Raw genomic sequence first — 23,009 nt, forward strand, 5'->3', positions numbered from 1 at the left:
GGTGAGGGTGCACTCATCGGACGTCGTCGATCCTTTCAAATTGCGTGTCGCCATTATCGACCGCTTCACGCAAGGCCTGCTTGTCTATCTTGCCGACGCCGGTCAACGGAAGGGAGTCCATACGAGCCCAATACTCGGGTACCCAGAAATGCGCGATCCGGTCGCGTAGTGTTCCACGCAGTTTTGCGAAATCGGGGCGCTGTCCGTCAAGGGTCGTGACAATGGCCAGTGGCCGCTCCTCCCAACGCGGATCGGGAACCGCGATGACGGCGGCCAGATCGATTCCCGGCAAGCTGGCGACATGGTTTTCCAGTTCGGCCGAAGGAATCCATTCGCCGCCCGATTTGATCAGATCCTTCAAACGGTCGGTAACCTGGACATAGCCGCGGCCATCGATTGTCCCCGCATCTCCGGTATCGAGCCAACCGTCTTCGGTAAGTACCTCGGCACCGACTCCCCGGTGATAGCCGCGGGCAATCCAGGCACCACGCAACTGAAGCCGGCCGACTGTCTCTCCGTCTTCGGCGACCGGTGATCCCTCGTCATCGACCAACCGCACCTGGACTCCGGGCACCGGCCTGCCGCTCTTGGCCCTGAGAACGCGCGCGCCGGCTCCGCTAGTGTCCGCGGCAGGATGCGACAGGACGCAAAGCGGGCTGGTTTCCGTCATGCCCCAGCCCTGGATAAGCGGAATGTCCCAATTGCGCTCGACATCGGCGATCAACCCTTCCGAAACGGCCGATCCCCCGGCAACGATGGCCCGGAAGCTCGACATGTCGATCGGATCGGTCGCATGGCCGCGCAGCAGGTCGTTGAGGATCGTGGGCACGGTTGCGGTAAAGGTCGGCGCAACGGTGCGGATCATCCGGCGTATCGCATCGGGTTGCAGATGCCGCGACGGCAGGACGAAATCGGCTCCCGCGAACCAGCCTGAAAAGGGAAGCCCCCAGGCATTGGCGTGGAACATGGGCGGTAGCAGGAGGATCGTGTCACGGTCGCTCAGGCCGAAGGCGTTCGCCGCCATGGAAGCCAGGCTGTGCAGAAATATGGTCCTGTGCGAATAGACTACCCCCTTGGGATTGCCCGTTGTGCCGGAGGTATAGCAGACTGCTGCAGCCGCGGTTTCCTGGGCAACCGGGAAATCGGCCATTGGCGCCCGGTCGGCAATGAAATCCTCGTAGGGCATCCATAGCTTTTCAAGCCCTGCGAGATTCTCCGTGTTGCCCGTGACGAGTATGAAAGTCAGGCACGGCAAGGAATTGATCTGTGGGAGCAGGTCGGCGAGCAGATCGCCATCGGCGATCAGAACTGCATCCTCCGCGTCGGCCATTACGAATGCGATCTGATCGGGGTGCAGCCGGAGGTTGAGCGTGTGCAGAACCGCACCCATCGCCGGTACGGCGAGATAGGCTTCGAAATGCGCGAAGTCGTTCCAGCTCAACGTCGCGACGCGACCATTCGGTTTCACCCCCGCCGATGCGAGCGCAGCGGCAAGGCGACGCGCCCTGTCTGCCGTTTCGGCGAAAGTCCGCCACGTGACCGCTTCGCCGTCGAAGCAGCCGATTCGGCTCGATGCGTGGATGCGCTCTCCATGGGCGAGGATCGTCGGCGTCCCCAACGGCTCGTGCATCATCGTCGCTTCCATCACGCGAAGCCCTCGTCTCGCGCGAAGCCTTCTGCTGCCTCGAGCAATGCCGGAACGTCGCGCTCGAGCCCCCGCTCGTAGTCCCCGTCCACTTGGCCGTTCCGAAACAGAACGTAGGCACCTTCGACGATCGCTGCGAGCCGCCAGAGCGCGAAGGCCTGGTAGTAAGCGAGGCGGTCGATCGAAAGACCGGTGGCATGGCTCCAGCGATCCGCGAGACCGCTTCCGGAGATCACACCCGCATGGTTGGATATGCGCTGAACGAAAGCGAAGCCGAGAGGCTTGCGTTCGTCGCGATTCCACATTGCCGTGACCAGCCCGACATCGACGAGCGGATCTGCCAGGGTCGCCATTTCCCAATCGAGGATGGCATTCACCTGAGGTTCGTTCGCGTCCATGAGCACGTTGTCCAGATGGTAGTCGCAATGCACGATCCGCACGCTCTCGGGCGTCGGGACATTTTCGACCAGCCATGCGCCGAGCGTTTCGATCTGCGGCAGGTCGCGCACAGCCTCTGCGCGTCGTACCTGCCTCCACCGGCGGACCTGACGGGACACGAAGTCTCGACCTTTGGCGGCATCGCCCAAACCGGCGGGCAGCGGTTCTATGGCATGGACGCTGGCCAATGCATCGATCAGTGCCCCGCCGATCACGTTGCGGGTTGCGATGCTGTCCGGATAGGCCGGCGGCAAGGTGTCCGTGATTGCCGTCCCGTCAACGAAAAGGGTTATCGAGAAGGGGACACCGAGTACGGTTCGGTCGTTGCAGAACAACACCGGCTCGGGGACCGGTGCGGATTGCGCGATGGCAGAGGTGAAGCGGAATTCGCGCTCTATGCCGGCTCCTGCGAATTCGGATATTGTGTCGGACGGTGGGTGGCGCAGAACCATCGGGCCGCCATCGGTCTCGAGCAAGCAGGTGACATTGGCGTTTCCTCCTTCGAGGCGGCGGACAAGGCGTGCATCGCCAATCCCCGCCTCGGTCTCGAGCCATCGCAAGAGCCGTTCCGGTAAATCGATTACAGCTTGCACAGCAAACCGCCGTCGTTCGAAATGATCGAGCCGGTCATATATGGCGATCCCGCCACCCACCAAACGACTTCGGCGAGTTCCTCGGCCGTGCCTTCGCGCCCCAGGGGAATACCTTCGACCAACTTCGCCTTGGCGCGAGCCGATATATTCGCGGTCATTTCGGTCGCGATCATTCCGGGGATGACGAGGTTGACCCGGATCGCCTGCCGCGCGAGCTCGATAGCCAGCACTCGCGTGAGACCCGCCAGCCCGGCCTTGGATGCGCCATAGGCGGCATCCCCGGTAAAGCCGCGCAGGCCCACGACCGCTCCGATGTTCACGATCGAGCCGCCAGCGCCCATATGCGGTAGCGCGGAGCGTACGAAATTGAAGGGCCCGGACAGGTTCGTATCGAGTACCGCTTGCCAGTCTTCGTCTGACAACGCATCCACCCGCCCCCCGCGATGCAGGCCCGCGTTGTTGACGAGGATGTCGATGCCGCCCCACCGCTCGGCAATTGTCGAACATGCATCGATTGCGGCCTGCGGTTCCGCCACATCGGCCGCCAAACCCATGGCATCGCCATCGATCGCCTTCGCGCAATCCTCGATTTCCTTGCCTCGCGATAAGAGGGCGACCCGGTCGCCCTTGCTCGCCGCCAGGCGGGCAATCGCGAGCCCAAGCCCACGCGATGCCCCCGTGACGACCCATCTTCGCTTTTCGGCCTTCGGTTCAACCGCCATTTCGAGGATCGTCTTAGAAGGTCTGCGTCAGGGCGACGCCCCAAGTGCGCCGGGGACGTGGGGCGCCATAGCTCCAGATACCCTGAACGTCATAGCCGATCGTCCAGCCGTCCTCGTCGGCCAAATTCTTGCCGAAGAGGCTGACGGTCGTGCGATCGAAACGGACATTGATCGATGCATCGATCAGGTATTGACCGTCATTGCGCAAATTCGGGTTGTTGAGGAAGGTAATCTCGTGCGCGCCGATATAATGGATGTCGCCGGTTACCCAGGCCGTGGCGTTCTCGCCGATATCGGTTTCGTAGGTCCCGCCGAGGCTCCAGGTCCATTTCGGCGCACGGCGGATGTCGAGGAAGGTGGCATCGACAGGGGTGCCGGTACTGAAGATGTCGCCCACGAAATCCTTATACTCGGCGTCGAGATAGCCAAGGTTGCCGCGGAGCGTGAAGCCGTCGAACGGTAGGGCGGTCAAATCGAGCTCGAAGCCCTTGAGTTCGGCCGAAGACGCATTGATCGTTCGGTTTTCGCGTCCCGTGGAGGTGCCGGGCGCCGGAACGTCCAGATCCTGCTGCATGTCGTCGTACTTCATCAGGAATACGGCGCCGTTGAGCCGCACCAGTCCGTTCGCGAGTTCGGCCTTGAAGCCCGCCTCGTAATTGTCGAGCGTTTCGGGATCGTAAGGTATGGTCGCCGCGCCAATCGTCGATGGCCGCCCATTGAACCCGCCACCGCGATAGCCGCGCGACCACAGCGCATAGGCCATGACGTCGTCCGTAAACTCGTAGCGCAGCGAAACCCGTGGCGTGAATTTCGACCAGCTCTCCCTGACCGGAGTCGCCATGGAGATCGCTCCGGGAAGGGTCGCGATCGGGTTCTGTTCGACCGAAGTGCCGTAGATGAAGATCGGCAAGTCGTTGACGATGCTCGACTTCTTGTCCTTGGTATATCGGGCGCCGAGCGTCAGGGTCAGGCGATCGACAATCTCGTAATCAGCTTCGCCGTAAATCGCCCAGGATTTGTTGGTCTGGGTAACGTCCTGCGCGCTGGTCAGCAGTGGCGGACCGGCGAAGCCGATGTAATTCTTGAGGTTGATCGTATAGCGCGAATCCCAATGATATCCCCCCAGAACGAAGGTCAGTGGGCCGGCGCCGCCCTTGGTCAGCCTTAATTCGTTGGTTGTCTGCCGCCAGCGTGCCGGGCGATCAGTATGGTAGAGGGTCAGGGGTGCCGCATCGAAGTCCTGGTTGATTTCCTCGTCGGTCTTGAGCCAGCCGAAGATGTAATCGACCTGCATGTCGGATCCGATTTCGTAGGTTGCCTTGCCGATCGCCATGTCGAGTTTGAAAGTGGCGTTCTTCTCCAGCCTGCCATCCGAGATGCTGACATAACGATCGCCCGAAGTCGGCACGCCGGGCGCTGGCGAGCACTGGTTGTAGACAACGCAGAACAGGTCGGTTGACCGGTTGATCGCTAGCAGTTGCGGCGGATCCTGTTCGGTCTTCTGATGGTCGTAGCTCAGTTGGATCGCGAGATTGTCGACCGGCTCGAACAACAGGGTGCCGGACAGGGCATAGAACTCAGATCTCTGGCCCGGCTGGTCGTAGAATGCGTTGTAGATATAGCCGTCGGACTTTTCGTAGGCGGCGCTCAGTTTGATCGCCAGATTGTCGGTCAATCCGGTACTCGCGACGCCCTCGATCTTCCAGCTGTCGAACCTGCCATAGGTCAGGCGGGCCTTGCCGGAAAGATCGTAGGTCGGGCGTGATCGCGCGATGTTGATGACGCCGCCGGTTGCATTGCGACCGAAGAGCGTCCCCTGCGGGCCGCGCAGAACCTCGACCCGGTCGATATCGATTGCTCGCAGGAGACTTCCCGAGCTCTGACCGATGTAGATGTCGTCGAACACCACGCCGACTGCGGGGTCGACCGACTTTTCGACGTCGGCGACGCCGATGCCGCGGATGTAGACTGCGGCCACGCCTCCCGGCCCCTGCTGCGTGTCGTCGATGACGATGTTGGGTGAGGAGTCGGCGAAGTCGCGTACGTCGGAGTCGAAGCGCTTGTCGAGTTCCTCGGCAGAAAGCGCACTGATCGAGGCGGGGACGTCCTGCATGCTCTCTTCGCGTTTGCGCGCGGTGACGACGATGACATTGAGCCCCCCGGGCGTGTCCTCCTGCACTGCGTCGCCGTTATCCTGGGCATGGACGGCGGTGGTGGGCCAGACGGTGGCGGCCGCAACCGCGAGCAGGCTCACGTGTTTCACGCGATCGATCATGATTCTCTCTCCCTACCAGGGGCGTAATCTCTGCTCGCGAACGCTTTTGCGGTTCTCGCGATTTACGCTCCAATCGAAACATGCCTCACTTGTTTGCTCTCGACAAGCAAATTTTATTCACGGCGATTCCGCGCCAAAGGCAAACCTATACAAGCCACTGATAAAGAAGATAAGTTCGGGATTTCCGACCTGACTTATCATTGTTGCTTGTTCCAAGCTAATAAGTATGCGAGAAGGTTTGCAACGCAAGAATGGCGAGTGGGAGAGAGTGAATGGCGGGTCGGCTTAGCGGAAAGGCGGCGCTCATTTCGGGCGGTGCAAGCGGCCTGGGAGAAGCGCAGGCAATGTTGTTCGCCAGGGAAGGTGCCAGCGTCCTCATTGGGGATTTGCAGACCGACAAGGGCGATGCCGTGGTGGAGAGCATCAAAGGCGAGGGCGGCGATGCGGCATTCGTGCATCTCGATGTGACTGATATGAACAGCTGGACCTCGGCCGTTGGAGAGGCAGTCTCGCGCTTCGGCAAGCTCACGACGCTGGTCAACAACGCCGGGATCTTTCACCCGGGCGGCATCGTCGAGGAAACCAAGGAAGGCTGGGATCGCATGATTGCGATCAACCAGACCGGAGTGTTCCTGGGAATGAAGGCCGCGAGCGAGGCATTGCTCGCATCGGGGAACGGCGCGATCGTCAACATCAGCTCGCTTTTCGGCCTGATGGGCAGCCCGAACGCGATCTCATACCACGCCTCGAAAGCCGCCGTTCGGCTCATGGGCAAGGCCGGTGCTCTCGAATTTGCCAAGAAAGGCATCCGGGTGAACACGATCTTTCCCGGCCAGATCAAGACACCGATCCTTGGCGACATCTCTCCCGAACAGGACAAGGCTATCAAGGCGGCTATCCCGATGGGCGATGCGGGCGAGCCGATCGATGTGGCCTACGCCAGCCTTTACCTCGCATCGGACGAGGCAAAATATGTGTCGGGCGCGGAGATCTGGGTCGATGGCGCCTGGTATGCGGGACAATGACGGTGGCAACATACCTTGGTAACACGGGACGGAACTGCTGATGGGCTGGGACTTTTCGACCGATCCCGAGTTCGAGGAGCAACTCGAATGGATGCGCGGTTTCGTCGCGGATGAGATCGAGCCGCTGGACCTCGTGTTTCGCGATCCCGGCGCTCATGTCGACCCGAACTCTCCGGCTGCGCGCGCCATGGCTCCGCTCAAGGAAGAGGTGAAACGGCGCGGCTTGTGGGCCTGCCATCTCGGTCCCGAACTTGGCGGAAAGGGTTTCGGCCAGCTCAAGCTTGGTCTCATGAACGAAGTCCTCGGGCGAAGCCGCTTCGCTCCGACTGTTTTTGGGACGCAGGCCCCGGACACCGGCAATGCCGAAATCCTCGCACGCTTCGGGACGCCTGAGCAGAAGGCCAAATACCTTCAGCCTCTCCTCGATGGCGAAATCGTCTCCTGCTATTCCATGACCGAGCCACAGGCAGGCTCCGATCCGGGCGAGTTCACATGCCAGGCGCGTCTCGACGGCGTCGATTGGGTGATCAACGGTGAGAAGTGGTTCGCGAGCCACGCCTGCATCGCCGAATTCCTGATCGTGATGGTCATCACCGACCCTTCGGTCGCCGTGCACCAGGGCTCGACAATGTTGATCGTTCCCCGCGACACGCCGGGATTGGAATTTGTGCGCAACACCGCTGTCGGACCGAAAGACGATATCGACAGCGGGGTGCATGGCTATCTGCGTTTCACGGATTGTCGGGTACCCGAGGCGAGCAGACTCGGCCCGGTGGGCGAGGGTTTCAAGGTCGCGCAGTCGCGGCTCGGTGGCGGAAGGATCCATCACGCCATGCGCACGGTCGGCATGCTCAACAAGGCGATGGAATACATGAAGGAGCGCGTGGTCAGCCGTGTGACGAAGGGCGAACGTCTGGCCGACAAGCAGATGGTCCAGGAAAAGATCGCCGATAGCTACACGCAAATTCTCCAGTTCCGGCTGCACGTGCTCTATGCAGCCTGGCTGCTGGATCGCGACCAGGCTTACACGCGCCCCGTGCGACGCGAGATCAGTGCCATCAAGGCCGCCATGCCGGGCGTGCTCAAGGATGTCGTCTATCGCGCGCTCCACCTTCACGGATCGCTCGGAATGTCGAACGAAACCCCGCTCATGGATATGTGGCAATACGTGCCCGAAATGGGGATCGTCGATGGGCCCACCGAGGTGCACAAGATCGCCGTGGCTAAAGACATCCTGCGCAATACGCAGCCATCGGACGGTCCATTCCCCAGCTATCATGTGCCGGCGCGGCTGGAAGCGGCACGCAGGAAGTTCGCCGCCTACATCGACTAGCTAATTCGTTCTCCGGGAGCAGCGCATGCCAGATTCAACCGACCGCGAGAGCCGGCTCGACCGGATAGAGAGCAGGTTCGCAATGCATGATCTGGTGAGCGATTACTGCCATGGCTTCGACAAGCGCAGCTGGGATCGCTTTGCGGCGATCTGGTGGCCCGATGCGATCTGGGACATCGGCCCTCCGTTCGGAAGCTTCGAGGGGATCGAGGGCATAGCGCATGTCACCGAGGACGTCCTGTGGGATGCCTGGCTCGCGTCGAGCCACTTCACCACCAATCTCGTCATTACCTTCGATGGGGCGGACATGGCCCGCGGGATGTGCGACGTGGACTGCATCGGCACTACGTCGGACGGCCAGGCGCAGACCGTTAGTGCGAGCTATTTCGACCGGTTCGAACGGCGCGGCGGCATCTGGAAAATCGCGCACCGGAAGGTGAAGATGCATCACTTCGATCCGCTGCCCGGCGTAACCCTATCTCCACCTGCTTAGGAGCACTTATGGCCTTCTTCGAGACCGATGACGGCGGCCACGTCTACTTCGAGCACCACCGCGGGGAAAAGATACCCGTCGTGCTGATCCACGGCTGGGGCATGTCCGGCGAGTATTGGGCATCCGCCGTCGAGGCGGTTCAAGCCGAAGGCTTCGGTGCCATCGTCGTGGATCATCGCGGTTGCGGACGCTCGGACCGCGACTTTCCCGATATGTCGATCGATGCGATAGCCGCAGATGTCGCGGCGATTGTCCGGCAATGCGGAGTCAGCCGCATAGTACTCAACGGGTGGTCACTGGGTGCTGCGGTTGCCGTTGCTGCTGCCGATCTGCTGCGCGAACAGGTTGCGGGCATCATCCTCACCTGCGGCGCGTCTCCCCGCTATGTTCAAGGGGAGGACTTCCCGCATGGCGGGACGGCCGAGGATGTCCTCGGTATCGGTGCCGCCATTACTTCCGACAGGCCCAACTTCTTCCGTACCCTTGCCGAAGGCGCGTGTGGCGAAGGGGCGAGCGAAGCGCTGATCGCCTGGGTCGAGCGAGGGTTTCTCGGTTCCGGGCCCAGAGCGAGTGAGACGCTTGCCGGCCTCGCTACGCTCGATCAGCGTGAATTGCTGTCGTCTTTCCCCTTCCCGATCCTGTGCATAGGCGGAGCGAAGGATACGATTGCCGATCCGGCCATCGCCGGTTTCGCGGCCAAATGCGCCAGTAAGGGTACGCTGCTGACACTCGACACCGGCCATTCGCCCCAGCTCGAAGCTCCAACCTTGTACAATGACGCCCTGCTCGAATTTATGAGGAAGATAGCGTGACATCTTCAACGATCGACGACCTTGCCGCGCTGCTCGCCCCTCTGCGCACGCCGTTCGAATGTAAGTCCCTCAAGGCAGGCAATCGGTACTGCATGGCACCGATGTCGCGCTACTTTGCACCGGGAGGCGTGCTGACCGAAGAGGGTGCGGAGTATTATCGCCGGCGCGCCGCAGCGGGCATCGGTACCGTCATCACGGAAGGGACGGGCGTTGCCATCGACCACTGCGTTGCGGCCGATACCGTGCCGATATTTGACGGCGACAAAGCTCTCGCCGGCTGGGAGCGCGCGGTCGAAGCCGTGCATGCCGAAGGCGGCATGTTCGTGCCTCAGTTGTGGCACGTTGGCGGATGCATCGATTTCAATTTCCCGGATTCGCCGCACGCACCGCTGGTAAGTCCGTCCGGTTTCGCCGGGCCGGACGTTGCCGGTGGCCGCGAAATGAGCGACGAGGATATCGCCGACACCGTGGCGGCATTCGCCAAATCGGCGCGTCATGCCAAGGACATGGGTTGTGACGCGATCGAGCTTCACGGCGCACATGGCTACCTCTTCGACCAGTTCTTCTGGGACAAGACCAACTTTCGCAAGGACCGGTACGGCGGCCCCGACATCTCGGACAGGACGACCTTCGCAGCCGAGGTCGTTGCGGCTTGCCGTGAGGCGGTGGGTGATGAATTTGCGATCATCCTACGCGTCTCCCAGTGGAAAACCTACGACTACGAAGTGAAGCTGGCGAACGATCCGGATGAAATGTATCGCTGGCTCGATCCCCTGGCCAGTGCCGGAGTCGACATTTTCCACGCGTCGCAACGACGGTTCTGGGAACCCGAGTTTACCGGCGACGACCGTAACTTCGGCGGATGGATCAAGGAAGTGACTGGGAAACCGGTCATTACAGTGGGATCGATCGGCATGAACCGAGACCTCATGGAGGATTTCGTCGAGGGTACTTCCTCGCCAATGCTGAATCGCCTGCTCGACCTGATGAAAATGTTCGAAAGGGGCGATTTCGACCTTGTCGCGCTAGGTCGGGTCCTTCTTGCCGACCCCGACTGGCTGGAGAAAATCGAGGAGCGTCGGATAGATGAACTCACACCCTACGATCGCACAATCGCCCTGAAGCAATACGAGCATCCGTAGCGGATCGGGACATTCGCTTTCGATAGCCGATGGCTCGGAAGTGAACCCAGTTCGCCCCTCACCCGAACCTCGGCGCTCCAATTTGTGCGGCTGCGCGGCGCGGATACCCGGGTCAAGAATGTCTCTAGTCGGATCGGCACCCCAATGGCCCTTTCGGTGAGGGCGCATATCGAAGGCGAAATGCCTGCGAACGGCCCCCATGTTTCTGTCGAACCAGGAGTTCCGACGGGCAGCAGGCGCATTTGCAGTATGCTCTTGCACTCGGCCTCCAGCGCAGTGGGAAAACGCTGCGTGGACGCTGGGTGGAGAGGCCTCTCCGGTTGCCGATGACGCTTCACGTATCGCCGAACAGACACAGGCACCCCCCGCTTACGACGTTTCAGGCGTCGTTCTCTCAATATGGGAAGCGAACAACTCTATTAGCAGCACAGCACAGATTTTGGCGCGATCGAGCTGCCCGTTTTGGTATTGAGCGGTGCCGCAGATGGCATGTGGTCTCCGTGGGTAAGCGCCGTGCGCCCTTGATGGCTCACGCTCTGCACCGACACAGTCTTTATGCTTTTGCTCGGCTCAATCAGCGGGATAGCCTCTGGCTGGCCGCCCTGCTGATCAGACGCGGGACTTTCCCAAGCAGGATTCGGGTCCGCCGTGGGCGACGTCTACTTCATCTGAGACCTGGCGCTGGCTAGCCATTCTCGGGACTCACATTTTGGCCGCGCGGATTTCGGGTGGCTCTTACTCGGCAAGCTGGTGGGCCGTGCGCTCCGCGATCTCCCGTGCTGCTGCCTGATCGGATGCGAGAACCAGGCAATCCAGACGGCCAATCGCGAACTGACCGGGCGTTAAGATGACCAGGCCCTCCTTCTGGCCGGTGCGGAAGAGCAGTCTATCGCAGCGAGAGAGAACCTCGGCCAGATTGAGACCGATCAAGCCTTCGTCGCGATGGCTGAAGACGAGAAATCCGCGCCCCCGCCAGTCTCCCATGAGACGGTTTGCCAGCGTCATCGGTAACGACATTCCTCCCCATCGGCCATTGCATTCGACCCAATGCAGCTTCGCGGTCGTCTCGTCTTCTCCAATCACCACTGCATCGAAGCTGCAGCGTCCAAAAAACCCAAGACTTTGGAACAGAGTGGCAAGACACGCCGCCTCGTGGGCGAGTTTTGTCTGCAGCGCATAGCCGAACTCGCTTGGCATTCCGCCGATGAAACGCGCTGCGCTGCCGCTGGTCGCCTGATCGAAAACCGCTTCGACGATGGGCGGGCCATCGGCGACGTGCGGAATCCACGATTGCACCGAAGGACTGCCGAGCAGTGGTCCTTCCCATGCCGTCAATTGTAGCGGGAACGGGTTGCGCCATCCTCGTTGCGCCATGAGATCCCGCAGACGCCCGGCGACGACGCTCGGGGAAAGGCCGGCATAGTCCTCGCTCGCCAACACCATATTTCCCAGCGACGCGGCGCTATGGGATAGCTTTAGACCGATAGCGCGATGCTGCATCATGAAACGTCGCATATGGCCGACAAGCGCCGCCATTCCATAGACGGAGCGATTTTCCGGAACGGCTGCCTTGCCTAGCAACCGCGCGGCCCAGCGCGCGAACCACAGCTTGTCATTTACCGCGCGAACCAGCTGTGGGTTGGGCCCGGCGACGAACACCGGAACGCCCGCGCGGTAGCCGATTTCGGCTGCGAGCAGCCAGATCGCGCCGGTCGTCATATACGGCACGAGATTGAGCGCACCCGCCCTGCTGGCCGATGCTGCCGCGGCCTCGAGAAGCGTCCCGTCGGCGATACAGGCTCGCGCGAGCGACTGGATTGGATCGGCAATCGGAGGGGCGATAACTCTGAAACTGCCAAGTCCCAATACGTCGCGGCAATAGGCTTCGAAAGCGGGCTCCCGCTCGCCATAGACCGCGAGCAGATCGCCATCGCCTGCCAGCAGTGCCGCGCGATAGCTCAAGTGCTGGTCCGCACCGTGCTCATGCGCCAGCTGGATGCCGCTATGATCCTCGATCAGCAACGACGGCGCGTCGACGAGACCCTGGCGGCAGTGCGGGCCGAACGGCGGCAGCCGGTCAAGGCGGGGTCGCTCGAGCAGGATATGGTGGGCGACATCTGCGATGCGCGCCTTCTCGTTCGAGTCGATTTTCGGCTCATAATCGCTGCGAAAGGTCAGTCCGGCTGCGCCCGCCGGCGGATTTTGGGATATGTCGGCGGCATTCATCCCGCCGTCCGGTCGGGCACCAGCGCCGTCCAGCGTGGGGCCTGTTCGCGCAGGTCCCTGAGCGCAGCGAGGAGTTCTGCCTGGCGCTCGCGAGGTATTCGGCCAAGCGCGCCGAAATGCTCCCCGCATTCGTCAGTGTGAACCTGCATGGTTTCGATCTGCGCCAAAAGTTCGGCGCGTTCCGCCGCGCTCAATTCCTGGCCCGGGCCGATGCCTCCCAGTCTGACGATGGCCGCGAGCCCGCGTGCGTGCTCGTCCTCGAAGCGGTCCACTTCCTGGGCGCCGATGAGCTTGCGTAGCTCGGGATAGAAGTGACTTTGCTCAAAGGCGATATGCGCGCCTGCGGCCAGATCGAGCCGCCGGGCAGCATCCGCCGCATCTTCATCCCGCGCGCTGCGCAGCGCGGTCGCAATATCGTGCAAACCATGCCCGAGCACTTCGTGGTCGTGGCGAAAATCGTCGAACAGTTCGCGCACCGGATCGGTCATGGCGTGTATCTCCGGGATATTGCGGATGGCGGGGATGCAGACCTTCGCAGAGGAGGCAGATCATGTGCCGCCTCTACGGATTTCATGCCACCGAACCGACCAAGGTCGAATGCACCCTGGTGCATGCGCAAAACGCGCTGATGGTTCAGAGCCGGGCTGACAGATCGGGCAAGAGCCATGCCAATGGCTGGGGCGTCGCGACCTTCGAGAATGGGCACCCCCAGATCGAAAAGCAGGCCTGGGCAGCCTATCATGGCGAACACTTCCAGCGCATGGCGGCGCGGATATACTCGAAACAGGTGCTTGCCCATGTCCGGCGTGCGACGGTCGGCGAGCCGGATGTTGCCAACACCCATCCCTTCGCGGACGACGGCTGGGCGTTTGCGCATAACGGCACGGTGCCCAATTTTACGAAGCTTCGTCCGTTGCTGATCGATCGGCTTCCCAAGTCGCGCCATGCGCTGATCGCCGGCGAGACCGACAGCGAGCATGTCTTCCACCTGATCCGAGCGTGGCAGGTCGCGGAGCCCGAGCGTTCCACTTTCGAGATCGTTCGCGACGTCGTCGGCTGGATCGTCGCGCGGAGCGTCGAAATCGATCCCGATGCCCGGATCGGCCTCAACATCATGCTCACCAACGGACGCGAGATGGTCGGTACCCGATATGGCCGACCGCTCCAATTCGTTGAGCGCGACGGAGTCCATGACTGCGAGATCTGCGGCTTCCCCCATATCCACCACGATCCGCGTACCGACTACCGCGCGATCGTGCTTGCCTCTGAACCGATCAGCCACGAGGTTTGGCGCGACGTTCCCGATCGCAGCATCTACCGCGTCGGCCCGGATTGCCGGATTTCGATCGAAATGCTCGATTTGGAGCGAGTTTGAACGCGACTCGGCCATTCTCTCGCAAGCGATAGGTCAGGCAGCTACCTAGCTCACTAGGTAGACTCCCTCAGGCAGCGCCAGTTGCTGAAACATGCGGCGGGAGGCCTCGGACATTTACGGATAGGCACCCGACCGTTCGCCAGCGACGGCATATTACGATCACCACGATCGCTCACGGGATGAGTTTCAGGTGCCCCATTCGTTTGCCATCGGTTCAATTGCGGAGACAGCCATCCGGCTCCACTGGAGCTTCATTCTCTTTTTCACGCTTCTTTGCCTGGCGGTGTTCTTCGCGAGCGGCGCAACGGCGGCACTTACGGCCGCGATTTTCTTGTGCCTGATATTTTCCTGTATCGTGCTGCACGAATTCGGCCAAATACGAGTGGCGCGGCTTTTTGGCGTGCATACGCCCGAAGTTATGCTGCTGCCGATCGGGGGGCTTGCCAAGCTCCAGCGCATCCCGAATGAGCCGCAGCAAGAGCTCGCCATCGCGGTGGCCGGTCCGGCGGTGAATTTCGTGCTGTTCGGCATTCTCTCGCTGGTGCTCGGCCGGTGGCCGGAACTCGATGCATTGGCCGGGCTTGCCGAAGGCGAATTCAACCTGGTCGAGCAGCTGGCGCTGTTCAATCTGGTGGTCGGACTTTTCAATCTGCTGCCCGCTTTCCCGATGGATGGCGGACGGATATTGCGTGCTGTGCTGACTTTCGTGATTGCGCGGCACAAGGCGACCAGAATCGCCGCATGGGTCGGCCAGGGAGTTGCCATTGCGCTAGCCCTGCTGGGACTGATGAGCGCAAATTTCGTCCTGCTGGCGATCGGAATATTCATCTTCTTCGCCGCCCGGTCCGAGGCGAAAGTCGATATGGTTCGCCACGCGATCGGCGGAACGCCGGTGGCGGCCGTGATGATCACCGATCAGCCCCGCCTTGGCGCATTCGATCCCGTGCTCACTGCCGCCGAAGCACTTGTGCATTCGGATTCGACCGAATTCCCGGTTGTAGATGACGAAACTCGCCTTCTCGGGGTGGTCCTGCATCGCGAATTGATCGACGCGCTTGCGAAGGTGGGGCCGGCAGCGACAATAGGCACTGTGATGCGAAGGGACATTCCCACACTGGTTCTTTACGACAGGGCCGAAAGCGCAGTGGAGCACCTGCAGAACGGCGCGCCTGCGGTGGCCGTCGTCGATTCCTCCGGGCGCTACTTGGGGCTGGTCAACTGGCCCAACCTGCTCGAGAAGATGGCGCTCGAAAGTGCTCTTACCGGGCACCGCAAGGCGAGTCGTGCCGGGCCTATTTGATCTGCTCGCTCCGCCTGCCGGTCAGCCTGTGACCAGGGTTGCGTACTATTCCCGATGGTGCCGTCGCGGTTGTCGGACCAAGCTACCCCATCCCACTATGCAAACGATGAAAAAGCCATGCGAGACGACCCCATTCTCTTCGCACTCAACTCAAGCGAGGCCTTTGGCGAGGGCATCGCTCGGGGCCTTGGGATACCGCTTGCAGCGCATGAGGAGCGCGAATTCGAGGGCGGCGAGCACAAGGCGCGGCCCCTCGCCGAGGTCGGCGGGCGCGAGGTCTATATTGTGCACAGCCTGCACGGCGAACCGGGGGCGAGCGCCAACGACAAGCTCATCCGACTACTGTTCTTCATAGGCGCCTTGAAGGATGCAGGCGCAGCCCGAGTGACCGCCATCGTGCCCTATCTTGCCTATAGCCGGAAGGATCGCCGGACCAAACCGCGCGATCCGGTCAGCTCGCGCTACGTCGCAGGATTGTTCGAGAGCCTGGGCACCGATCGCATCCTTACGATAGAGGCGCACAATATCAGCGCTTTCGAGAACGCCTTTCGCACCTGCCGTCCCGAACATCTTGCTCTCGCGCGTCTGTTTGCCCGCCATCTCGTAACCCGCCTTGGCGACGGTCCGGTGGCCGTCGTCTCACCCGATGCTGGCGGCAACAAGCGAGCCGAATTATTGCGCCACGAGCTCGAAGCTTCCCTTGGCCGGCCGATCGGGAAGGCGATCATGGACAAGCACCGCAGCAAAGGCGTTGTCTCGGGCCACTATTTCGCAGGAGACGTTGCCGGAGCGGTCGCAATCATCGTCGATGACCTCATCAGCAGCGGCGGCACGATCCTGCGCGCTTGCAAGGCCGCCCGCGCGGCCGGCGCGGCCGATGTCTTGGCGATTGCCGCGCATGGGATGTTCACCCTCGATTCGCCGCTCTTTTCCGACGAGCAGGGCCCCGACACCGTGATCGTGACCGACACTATCCCGCTCGCCTCCCAGCTTGCCGACGAAGCGCGAGCCAAGATCGAAGTGCTCGAGGCGGCCCCGCTGGTGGCCAGCGTGATCGAACGGCTCCACTCGGGCGAGCCGGTGAGCGAATTGCTGCCTTACGACTGACGGATTTAAGCGTGGCTGGCCTCGGGCAGATTCGCTGCCGCCATGCGCAGATAGCTGCGCGCCCGGCGCGGCCAGCGTTCGGGCGTGCGCGGGGCCTCGTCGCGCAGGTGATCGATCGAAAGCCGTGCGCGCAACGATGCTCGGTAGCAACGGTAGAAGCGCAGCAGGCGCTGCGGTGGCCGGTCATCGAGTTCGCACGACAGCAGATCCACGAGTGCCGGTGCAATCCACGGCGCACCCAGCATGGCGCATTCCATCCCGAGAAAGGCAATCTCGTCGAAGGGATCGCACCACCTCAGCCGCTCGTCGAATTCCAGCCGGTCTATCAGTAGTACCGGAGGCCCGGGATAGACATGTTCGGGTTTCAGATCGCCATGACCATCGACGATCCGACCTTCCCCCACACGAGATGCGATAAGGCCCTCATCGCATTCCATGAACCGCTTGAGAGCCGCAAGCGGTGGATCGACCAACTCCGTGGGCAGGTCGAAGATCGGGTCGGTCAAGCTTGCTGCGACATGCCCGATCCGTTGGTTCCACCTGTCGATCATCTGGTCGCACGAGATCGCGGGCCGGCGCTGCTCGCGGTAGAAGCGGCCAAGGGCCTTGCATACCGGCTCGAGATCGGAAGGATGCACCGCATCGCGGGCGATCAGGCGATCGAGCGCCTGATCTTCATCAAGCCGTCGCAGCACTACAAGCCAATCGACAGGCGTCCCCGGACCACCCAGGTTGAGCGTGCCGTTGTCGCTGCGCGCGACCGGGGTGACCCTAAGATAGACGCCCGGCGCGAGAATCTGGTTGATCCTGAGTTCCGCCTCGCAACTCCTCCGACGCTCCTCGAGCGGCCGGAAATCGAGCCCGCTCAGCTTCACCGGCCGTTTGAGCTTGTAGACCTCTTGCCCGGCGAGGAAGACCAGCGACATGTGCGTTTCCTTGATCTCGACCTGGGCCAGGCCGGGATCGTAGGTCTGCGGGTTTGCGAGCAAGTCGACCACTTCTGCAAGGTGGGCTGCGGCCAGGCCGCCAGCGATCTCGGCGCGTGCGACGATATGCGACAATGCGTCCGGGCGTTTCTGCTCCTGCGCCCTGCAAACGACTACATCGGCGGGCGGCCGTTGGTCGACCATGGTACTTCGACTCTTTGACAAAGCTGGCACAATCCTCGCGCAAGCCAATCGTTCAAGCGTCAAACTCTAGGACGCGCCTACCTGCCCGACAGTACGCAAATGACCGGGTGTGGCGGGCAATCGGCCACCTCCAGCGCCTGGCGCCCCGGAACATCCCGTAATTACTCATCAGCTGGGAGCGCACATCATTCGCACCGGTGCAGCAAACCTGTATGGGGAGAGGCCATTGCCCGACGATTTCATCCGCAAGTCGCAAGCGGAGCGCGAAGCGGCGAATATGCCCGATCTGGCGATCGCGCGCGAGGAATTGGGCTGGGATGCCTTTCGATCATGGCTCGATTACTTACCCGGCGGCCGTCTCAACATCGCTTACGAAGCGGTTGATCGGCATGTCGTCCACGGCCATGGCGAGCGAGAGGCCTTGCGCTGGCTGAGCAAGAACGGGGATCGCCGCAGCTTCACCTTTGCCGAGCTCAAGCGCGAAACCGACCGCTTCGCGCGGATGCTGGCCGATCGCGGGTTTGGCAAGGGTACGCGGGTTTATTCACTGCTCGGCCGGGTACCGGAGCTTTACATTGCGGCGCTCGGCACGCTGAAGGCAGGCGGCGTGTTCTGCCCGCTCTATTCGGCCTTCGGGCCCGAACCGGTGCGCTCGCGGCTCGAGATCGGCGAAGGCGAGGTGCTGCTGGTGAGCCCGCGCACCTATACCAAGAAGGTGGCACCGGCGCGCAAAAAGCTGCCGCATTTGCAACTCGTGCTGCTGACCCCATGTGCCGATCAGGCGCCCGAAGGCACGGTCGATCTCGCCCAAGCCCTCGGCGAAACAGCGGCCGAGTTCGAATGCGTCGCGACCGATCCGCAGGACATGGCGCTCCTTCATTTCACCAGCGGCACCACCGGTAAGCCCAAGGGCGCGGTCCACGTCCACGAGGCGGTGATTGCACACAATGCGACGGGCCGCATTGCGCTCGATCTGCATCCCGAGGATATCTACTGGTGCACCGCCGATCCCGGCTGGATCACTGGCACCTCCTACGGGATTATCGCGCCGCTGTGCGCGGGCGCGACCATGGTGATCGAGGAAGCCGAATTCGATGCCGAGCGCTGGTACGGACTGCTCGAGCGCGAGCAGGTGACCGTCTGGTACACGGCGCCCACGGCGATCCGCCTGCTGATGCGCGCTGGCGCCGAACTTGCAAAGGAACACGACCTTTCCAGACTGGGCTTCCTTGCCAGCGTCGGTGAGCCGCTTAACGCCGAGGCCGTCCAGTGGAGTGCGCGTGTTTTCGGCAAGCCGTTCCACGACAATTGGTGGCAGACCGAAACCGGCGGGATCATGATTGCCAATTACGCATCGATGGATGTGAAGCCCGGCTCCATGGGCAAGCCGCTGCCCGGTGTCGAGGCCGAGATCATGGAGGTGGGCGAGGACGCCCTCGCCCCTGTCGAAGGCGTGATGCAGCCCGGCCACCTTGCACTGCGCGCCGGTTGGCCGTCGATGTTCCGCACTTATCTCGGCGAGCAGGAGCGCTACGAGAAGACCTTCCAGGACGGCTGGTATCTTACCGGTGACCTCGCGATGCGCGATGCCGACGGGTATTTCTGGTTCGTCGGACGCGCCGACGATGTCATAAAGTCGGCCGGCCACCTGATCGGCCCGTTCGAGGTCGAAAGCGCACTCGTCGAACACCCGGCCGTCGCAGAGGCAGCCGTCATCGGCATGCCCGATGAGCGCGTCGGCGAGGTAGTGAAGGCCTATGTCACGCTCCATCACGGGCACGAGCCGTCCGAGGAATTGCGCAAACAGCTCATCGCCCATGCGCGCAAGAAGCTTGGGGCCGCGATTGCACCCCGCCAGATCGAGATCAGCGACGATCTGCCCCGGACGCGCTCGGGCAAGATCATGCGCAGGCTGCTGAAAGCACGCGAGCTGGGCCTCCCCGAAGGCGATACCTCGACGCTGGAACCGAGCGCATGAGCGCGACTGCTACGAAGGTACGGCTGAATCGCGAGCATTGCCGTACGCTGCTCCACCAGATGTTGCGCATCCGCCGTTTCGAGGAGAAATGCGCCGAGCTCTATACGCAGGAGAAAATCCGCGGCTTTCTGCACCTCTATATCGGCGAAGAGGCAGTGGCCGTCGGCGTCATGCAGCCGCTTTCGCCCGAAGACGCCGTCGTCGCGACCTATCGCGAGCACGGCCATGCATTGCTCAAGGGCGTCGATCCAGGCGCGATCATGGCGGAGATGTTCGGCAAGCAGGAAGGCTGCAGCCGCGGCAGGGGCGGATCGATGCACCTGTTCGACGCTGCGACGCGCTTTTACGGTGGTAACGCGATCGTCGCCGGCGGCCTACCGGTGGCTGCAGGACTTGCGCTTGCCGACAAGATGGCCGGGCGCAAGCGGATCTCGGCGTGCTTTTTCGGCGAAGGGGCAGCGGCCGAGGGCGAGTTTCACGAGACGCTCAACCTCGCAGCGCTCTGGCAATTGCCGGTGCTCTTCGTGTGCGAGAACAACCTTTACGCGATGGGCACGGCGCTCGACCGCTCGGAATCCGAAACCGACATCAGTGCCAAGGCAGCCTGCTACAAGATGCCGTCCGAATGGGTCGATGGGATGGACGTGGTTGCCGTCGAGGTCGCCGCCCGCCGCGCGGTTGCGACCATTCGCGAGACCGGCGGACCGTTCTTTCTCGAATGCCGCACCTACCGGTTTCGCGCGCATTCGATGTACGATCCCCAACTCTACCGCGCCAAGGAAGAGGTCGAGCAGTGGCGCGGCCGCGGGCCGATTCTGCGCTTTCAGAAATGGGCGCTCGAAGCAGGCGAGCTACGCGAAGACGACGTCGCCGAGATCGAAGAGGAGGTAGCGCGCGAAGTGGCCGATGCGGTCGCCTTCGCCGAAGCGGGCACCTGGGAACCGGTCGAGGACCTGCTGCGCGATGTAGGGGCGGAGCGCCGCCCATGACCGAGCTCACCTATCGCGAAGCCGTACGCGGCGCGATCCGCAACGCGATGCAGGCGGATGAGCGCGTCTTCCTGATGGGCGAGGACGTCGGGAGCTATGGCGGCTGCTACGCGGTCTCCAAGGGGCTGCTCGAGGAGTTCGGACCCGACCGCATCCGCGACACCCCGCTATCCGAAAGCGCCTTTACAGGTGCCGGCATTGGCGCCGCGATGGGCGGGATGCTCCCGATCGTGGAGGTCATGACCTGCAATTTCTCGCTGCTGTCGCTCGATCAGATCATGAACAATGCCGCCACTATCCGGCACATGTCGGGCGGGCAGTTCCATGTGCCGGTGGTCATCCGCATGGCGACCGGCGGCGGGCGGCAACTGGCAGCCCAGCACTCGCACAGCCTTGAGGGATGGTACGCCCATATTCCCGGCATCCGGGTGCTGGCGCCTGCAACGGTCGAGGATGCTGCCGGCATGCTTGGACCGGCACTTGAAGACCCCGATCCGGTGCTGATCTTCGAAAATGCGCTGCTTTACAATGACACGGGCGAGGTGAGCGAAGCGGTGTCCGTCGATATCGATCATGCCGCGATCCGGCGTGAAGGCAGCGATCTGAGCCTGGTCACCTATGGCGGCTCGCTCGGCAAGTCGCTCGCGGCGGCTGAAGAGCTGGCAGGCCATGGCATTTCGGCCGAGGTAATCGACCTGCGGGTTCTGCGCCCGCTCGACGAAGACACGGTCCTTGCAAGCGTTGTCAAGACGCGGCGCTGTCTGATCGTGGACGAAGGCTGGCGTTCTGGCAGCATCTCGGCCGAGATCATGGCGCGCCTAGTCGAGCAGGGCTTCTGGAACCTCGACGCGCCGCTTGCCCGCGTATGCAGCGAGGAGGTGCCCATCCCCTACGCCAAGCATCTCGAGGATGCAGCGCTGCCGAGCGTCGAGAAGATCGTGGCCGCGGGCCGTGCGGTCATGGGGCACTGAACGATGGGCATCTTTGCCATGCCATCGCTCGGAGCAGACATGGAAGCAGGCGTCCTCGTCGAATGGTTCAAGGGACCCGGTGACCACGTCGCGCATGGCGACATCATCGCGGTGGTCGAGACCGACAAGGGCGCGATCGAGGTGGAAGTGTTCGAAGAAGGCGAGATCGAGGAGCTGCTGGTCGATGCGGGGAGCAAGGTTCCGGTCGGCACGGCGCTGGCGCGAATAGACGACGAGGATGAGCCTGCCAAAGCTCCCGAAGCCGCCCCTGCGCGAGCTCCGCCGCCATCACCCGCGGTCGCCGAAGCGCCTACAGAAGCGCCTCCCGAACCCAGACCCGCAGTTCCTCCGCCAGCTGGCCGTCCCGTCGCTGTCGACGGTGCGCTGCGCGCCTCGCCCGCAGCACGCCGGCTGGCAAGCGAGCGCGGGTTCGACTTGGCAACTATCGCTGGCAGCGGGCCTGGTGGTGCGATCCAGTTCTCCGATGTCGAGGCGGCAAAGCCGGTAAAGCCCGCCAAGCCCGCGCCCGCGGAAGGGGTCGACCTTGCCGCCATGCGTCGAGCGATTGCCGCTGCCATGGCGCGCTCGAAGCGCGAGATCCCGCATTACTACCTCTCGCACAGCTTCGATCTCAGCGCAGCCCTGGCCTGGCTGGAGAACTACAATGCCGAGCGCATGCCTCCCGAGCGGCTGCTGCTCGGCGCCTTGCTGGTGAAAGCCGTCGCGGTGGCACTTACCGATTTTCCAGAGTTCAACGGGCACTATGGCGAGGACGGCTTTCGACCGATCGAGGCGATCCATGTCGGCAATGCGATCTCCATTCGCGGCGGAGGGCTGGCAGCACCTGCGATCCGCCACACAAACCGCCTGGTTCTCCCCGAGCTGATGGAACGGCTGCGCGACTTGGTCGCACGCACCCGGCGTGGGCAGTTCCGCAGCTCCGAGATCGGCGATCCGACCGTCACCGTCTCGAGTCTCGGCGAGCGCGGGGTCGAGAGTCTGTGGCCGGTGATCTACCCGCCGCAAGTCGCGATCATCGGCTTCGGCAGCGTCCAGCAACGCCCCTGGGCCGAGCACGAAGCGCTGGCGGTCCGGCCGGTCATCACTGCCAGCCTTGCCGGTGACCATCGCGCCAATGACGGGCATCGCGGCGCACTGCTGCTGCGCCGCATCGAGGAGCTCCTCTCGCAGCCGGAGGCGCTATGACGTCCGAAGAGCTGCGCCAGATCGTGATCGTCGAGATCGAGACCATTGCGCCCGACGTGGCACCGGTCGCGATCGGCGACGAGGAGGACCTGCGCGAGGCGCTCGACCTCGATTCGATGGACATCTTCAACCTCATCGTCGCACTTCACCAGCGCCTCGATGTTGAGATCCCGGAAGCCGATGCCGGGCAATTCGTCACCATCGGCGGGGCAACGCAGTGGCTGGTCGATCATGCCGGGAAATGACCCA

20 protein-coding genes are annotated in these 23,009 nt (G+C 62.6%); 13 read left to right on the plus strand and 7 right to left on the minus strand.

The window, feature by feature from the left end; all coding sequences use genetic code 11:
* Positions 1–13 precede the first annotated feature (13 nt).
* Genes ASS64_RS09525 through ASS64_RS09540 form a run of 4 tightly spaced genes read right to left on the minus strand, consistent with a single transcriptional unit; the run spans position 14 to position 5,673 of the window.
* Positions 14–1,645 (minus strand): long-chain-fatty-acid--CoA ligase, encoded by a 1,632-nt coding sequence (locus ASS64_RS09525; protein ID WP_067693367.1) that lies wholly within the window; start codon positions 1,643–1,645, stop codon positions 14–16.
* A complete protein-coding gene (locus tag ASS64_RS09530) occupies positions 1,645–2,643 on the minus strand; it encodes a phosphotransferase family protein (protein WP_067693370.1) in 999 nt (332 codons plus the stop codon). Before ASS64_RS09530 ends, ASS64_RS09525 begins: the two co-directional genes overlap by 1 nt.
* Positions 2,644–2,663: 20 nt before the next feature.
* Positions 2,664–3,398, minus strand: a complete 735-nt coding sequence (locus tag ASS64_RS09535; RefSeq protein WP_067693372.1) for an SDR family NAD(P)-dependent oxidoreductase — start codon at positions 3,396–3,398, stop codon at positions 2,664–2,666.
* A 13-nt stretch (positions 3,399–3,411) separates the two neighbouring features.
* Positions 3,412–5,673: a TonB-dependent receptor gene (locus ASS64_RS09540; protein WP_067693374.1), complete on the minus strand. Its 2,262-nt coding sequence runs from the start codon at positions 5,671–5,673 to the stop codon at positions 3,412–3,414.
* Positions 5,674–5,945: 272 nt separating this feature from the next.
* Between ASS64_RS09540 and ASS64_RS09545 the strand changes: the two genes are divergently transcribed.
* From ASS64_RS09545 to ASS64_RS09565, 5 genes are read left to right on the plus strand one after another with little or no spacing between them, the layout of a single operon-like run.
* Positions 5,946–6,698: an SDR family NAD(P)-dependent oxidoreductase gene (locus tag ASS64_RS09545; protein WP_083508281.1), complete on the plus strand. Its 753-nt coding sequence runs from the start codon at positions 5,946–5,948 to the stop codon at positions 6,696–6,698.
* A 40-nt stretch (positions 6,699–6,738) separates the two neighbouring features.
* The gene (locus ASS64_RS09550; RefSeq protein ID WP_067693377.1) at positions 6,739–8,031 is read left to right on the plus strand and encodes an acyl-CoA dehydrogenase family protein; all 1,293 of its coding nucleotides are present in this window, start codon (positions 6,739–6,741) and stop codon (positions 8,029–8,031) included.
* Positions 8,032–8,056: 25 nt separating this feature from the next.
* Positions 8,057–8,524, plus strand: coding sequence for a nuclear transport factor 2 family protein (locus ASS64_RS09555; RefSeq protein ID WP_067693380.1), 468 nt, complete (start codon positions 8,057–8,059; stop codon positions 8,522–8,524).
* Positions 8,525–8,532: 8 nt separating this feature from the next.
* Positions 8,533–9,336, plus strand: coding sequence for an alpha/beta fold hydrolase (locus tag ASS64_RS09560; protein WP_067693383.1), 804 nt, complete (start codon positions 8,533–8,535; stop codon positions 9,334–9,336).
* Positions 9,333–10,478 (plus strand): 12-oxophytodienoate reductase, encoded by a 1,146-nt coding sequence (locus tag ASS64_RS09565; protein ID WP_234002369.1) that lies wholly within the window; start codon positions 9,333–9,335, stop codon positions 10,476–10,478. The genes ASS64_RS09560 and ASS64_RS09565 overlap by 4 nt, the downstream gene beginning before the upstream one ends.
* A 735-nt stretch (positions 10,479–11,213) precedes the next feature.
* Here ASS64_RS09565 and ASS64_RS09570 read toward each other — a convergent pair.
* Both ASS64_RS09570 and ASS64_RS09575 read right to left on the minus strand, forming a co-directional pair.
* Positions 11,214–12,704: a hypothetical protein gene (locus ASS64_RS09570; RefSeq protein WP_067693386.1), complete on the minus strand. Its 1,491-nt coding sequence runs from the start codon at positions 12,702–12,704 to the stop codon at positions 11,214–11,216.
* Complete coding sequence (locus ASS64_RS09575) at positions 12,701–13,192, minus strand: hemerythrin domain-containing protein (protein ID WP_067693389.1); 492 nt, start codon at positions 13,190–13,192, stop codon at positions 12,701–12,703. The genes ASS64_RS09570 and ASS64_RS09575 overlap by 4 nt, the downstream gene beginning before the upstream one ends.
* 62 nt (positions 13,193–13,254) lie before the next feature.
* On the opposite strand from ASS64_RS09575, the gene ASS64_RS09580 reads away from it, so the two are divergent.
* From ASS64_RS09580 to ASS64_RS09590, 3 genes are all read left to right on the plus strand, one after another.
* Complete coding sequence (locus tag ASS64_RS09580; protein WP_067693392.1) at positions 13,255–14,079, plus strand: class II glutamine amidotransferase; 825 nt, start codon at positions 13,255–13,257, stop codon at positions 14,077–14,079.
* A gap of 190 nt (positions 14,080–14,269) precedes the next feature.
* Positions 14,270–15,379: a site-2 protease family protein gene (locus ASS64_RS09585; protein ID WP_067693395.1), complete on the plus strand. Its 1,110-nt coding sequence runs from the start codon at positions 14,270–14,272 to the stop codon at positions 15,377–15,379.
* 117 nt (positions 15,380–15,496) lie between these two features.
* The gene (locus ASS64_RS09590; RefSeq protein WP_067693398.1) at positions 15,497–16,486 is read left to right on the plus strand and encodes a ribose-phosphate pyrophosphokinase; all 990 of its coding nucleotides are present in this window, start codon (positions 15,497–15,499) and stop codon (positions 16,484–16,486) included.
* Positions 16,487–16,491: 5 nt separating this feature from the next.
* Here the strand turns inward: ASS64_RS09590 and ASS64_RS09595 are convergent, their stop codons facing one another.
* On the minus strand, positions 16,492–17,616 hold the full coding sequence (locus ASS64_RS09595) for a hypothetical protein (protein ID WP_067693401.1): 1,125 nt from the start codon (positions 17,614–17,616) through the stop codon (positions 16,492–16,494).
* A gap of 226 nt (positions 17,617–17,842) precedes the next feature.
* Here ASS64_RS09595 and acsA point away from each other — a divergent pair, with 226 nt between their 5' ends.
* The 5 genes from acsA to ASS64_RS09620 are packed head-to-tail and all read left to right on the plus strand — an operon-like array spanning position 17,843 to position 23,005.
* Entirely contained in the window at positions 17,843–19,594 is a 1,752-nt protein-coding gene (acsA, locus tag ASS64_RS09600; RefSeq protein WP_157075145.1) for an acetate--CoA ligase, read from the plus strand.
* Complete coding sequence (gene pdhA, locus ASS64_RS09605) at positions 19,591–20,583, plus strand: pyruvate dehydrogenase (acetyl-transferring) E1 component subunit alpha (protein ID WP_067693404.1); 993 nt, start codon at positions 19,591–19,593, stop codon at positions 20,581–20,583. Before acsA ends, pdhA begins: the two co-directional genes overlap by 4 nt.
* Positions 20,580–21,554, plus strand: coding sequence for an alpha-ketoacid dehydrogenase subunit beta (locus tag ASS64_RS09610; protein WP_067693407.1), 975 nt, complete (start codon positions 20,580–20,582; stop codon positions 21,552–21,554). Before pdhA ends, ASS64_RS09610 begins: the two co-directional genes overlap by 4 nt.
* An 18-nt stretch (positions 21,555–21,572) precedes the next feature.
* Complete coding sequence (locus ASS64_RS09615; RefSeq protein WP_255356029.1) at positions 21,573–22,760, plus strand: dihydrolipoamide acetyltransferase family protein; 1,188 nt, start codon at positions 21,573–21,575, stop codon at positions 22,758–22,760.
* Positions 22,757–23,005, plus strand: a complete 249-nt coding sequence (locus tag ASS64_RS09620; protein ID WP_067693413.1) for an acyl carrier protein — start codon at positions 22,757–22,759, stop codon at positions 23,003–23,005. The genes ASS64_RS09615 and ASS64_RS09620 overlap by 4 nt, the downstream gene beginning before the upstream one ends.
* Positions 23,006–23,009: the final 4 nt, after the last annotated feature.

Origin of the sequence: Erythrobacter sp. AP23, assembly GCF_001542855.1 — a bacterium.
GTDB lineage: Bacteria > Pseudomonadota > Alphaproteobacteria > Sphingomonadales > Sphingomonadaceae > Qipengyuania.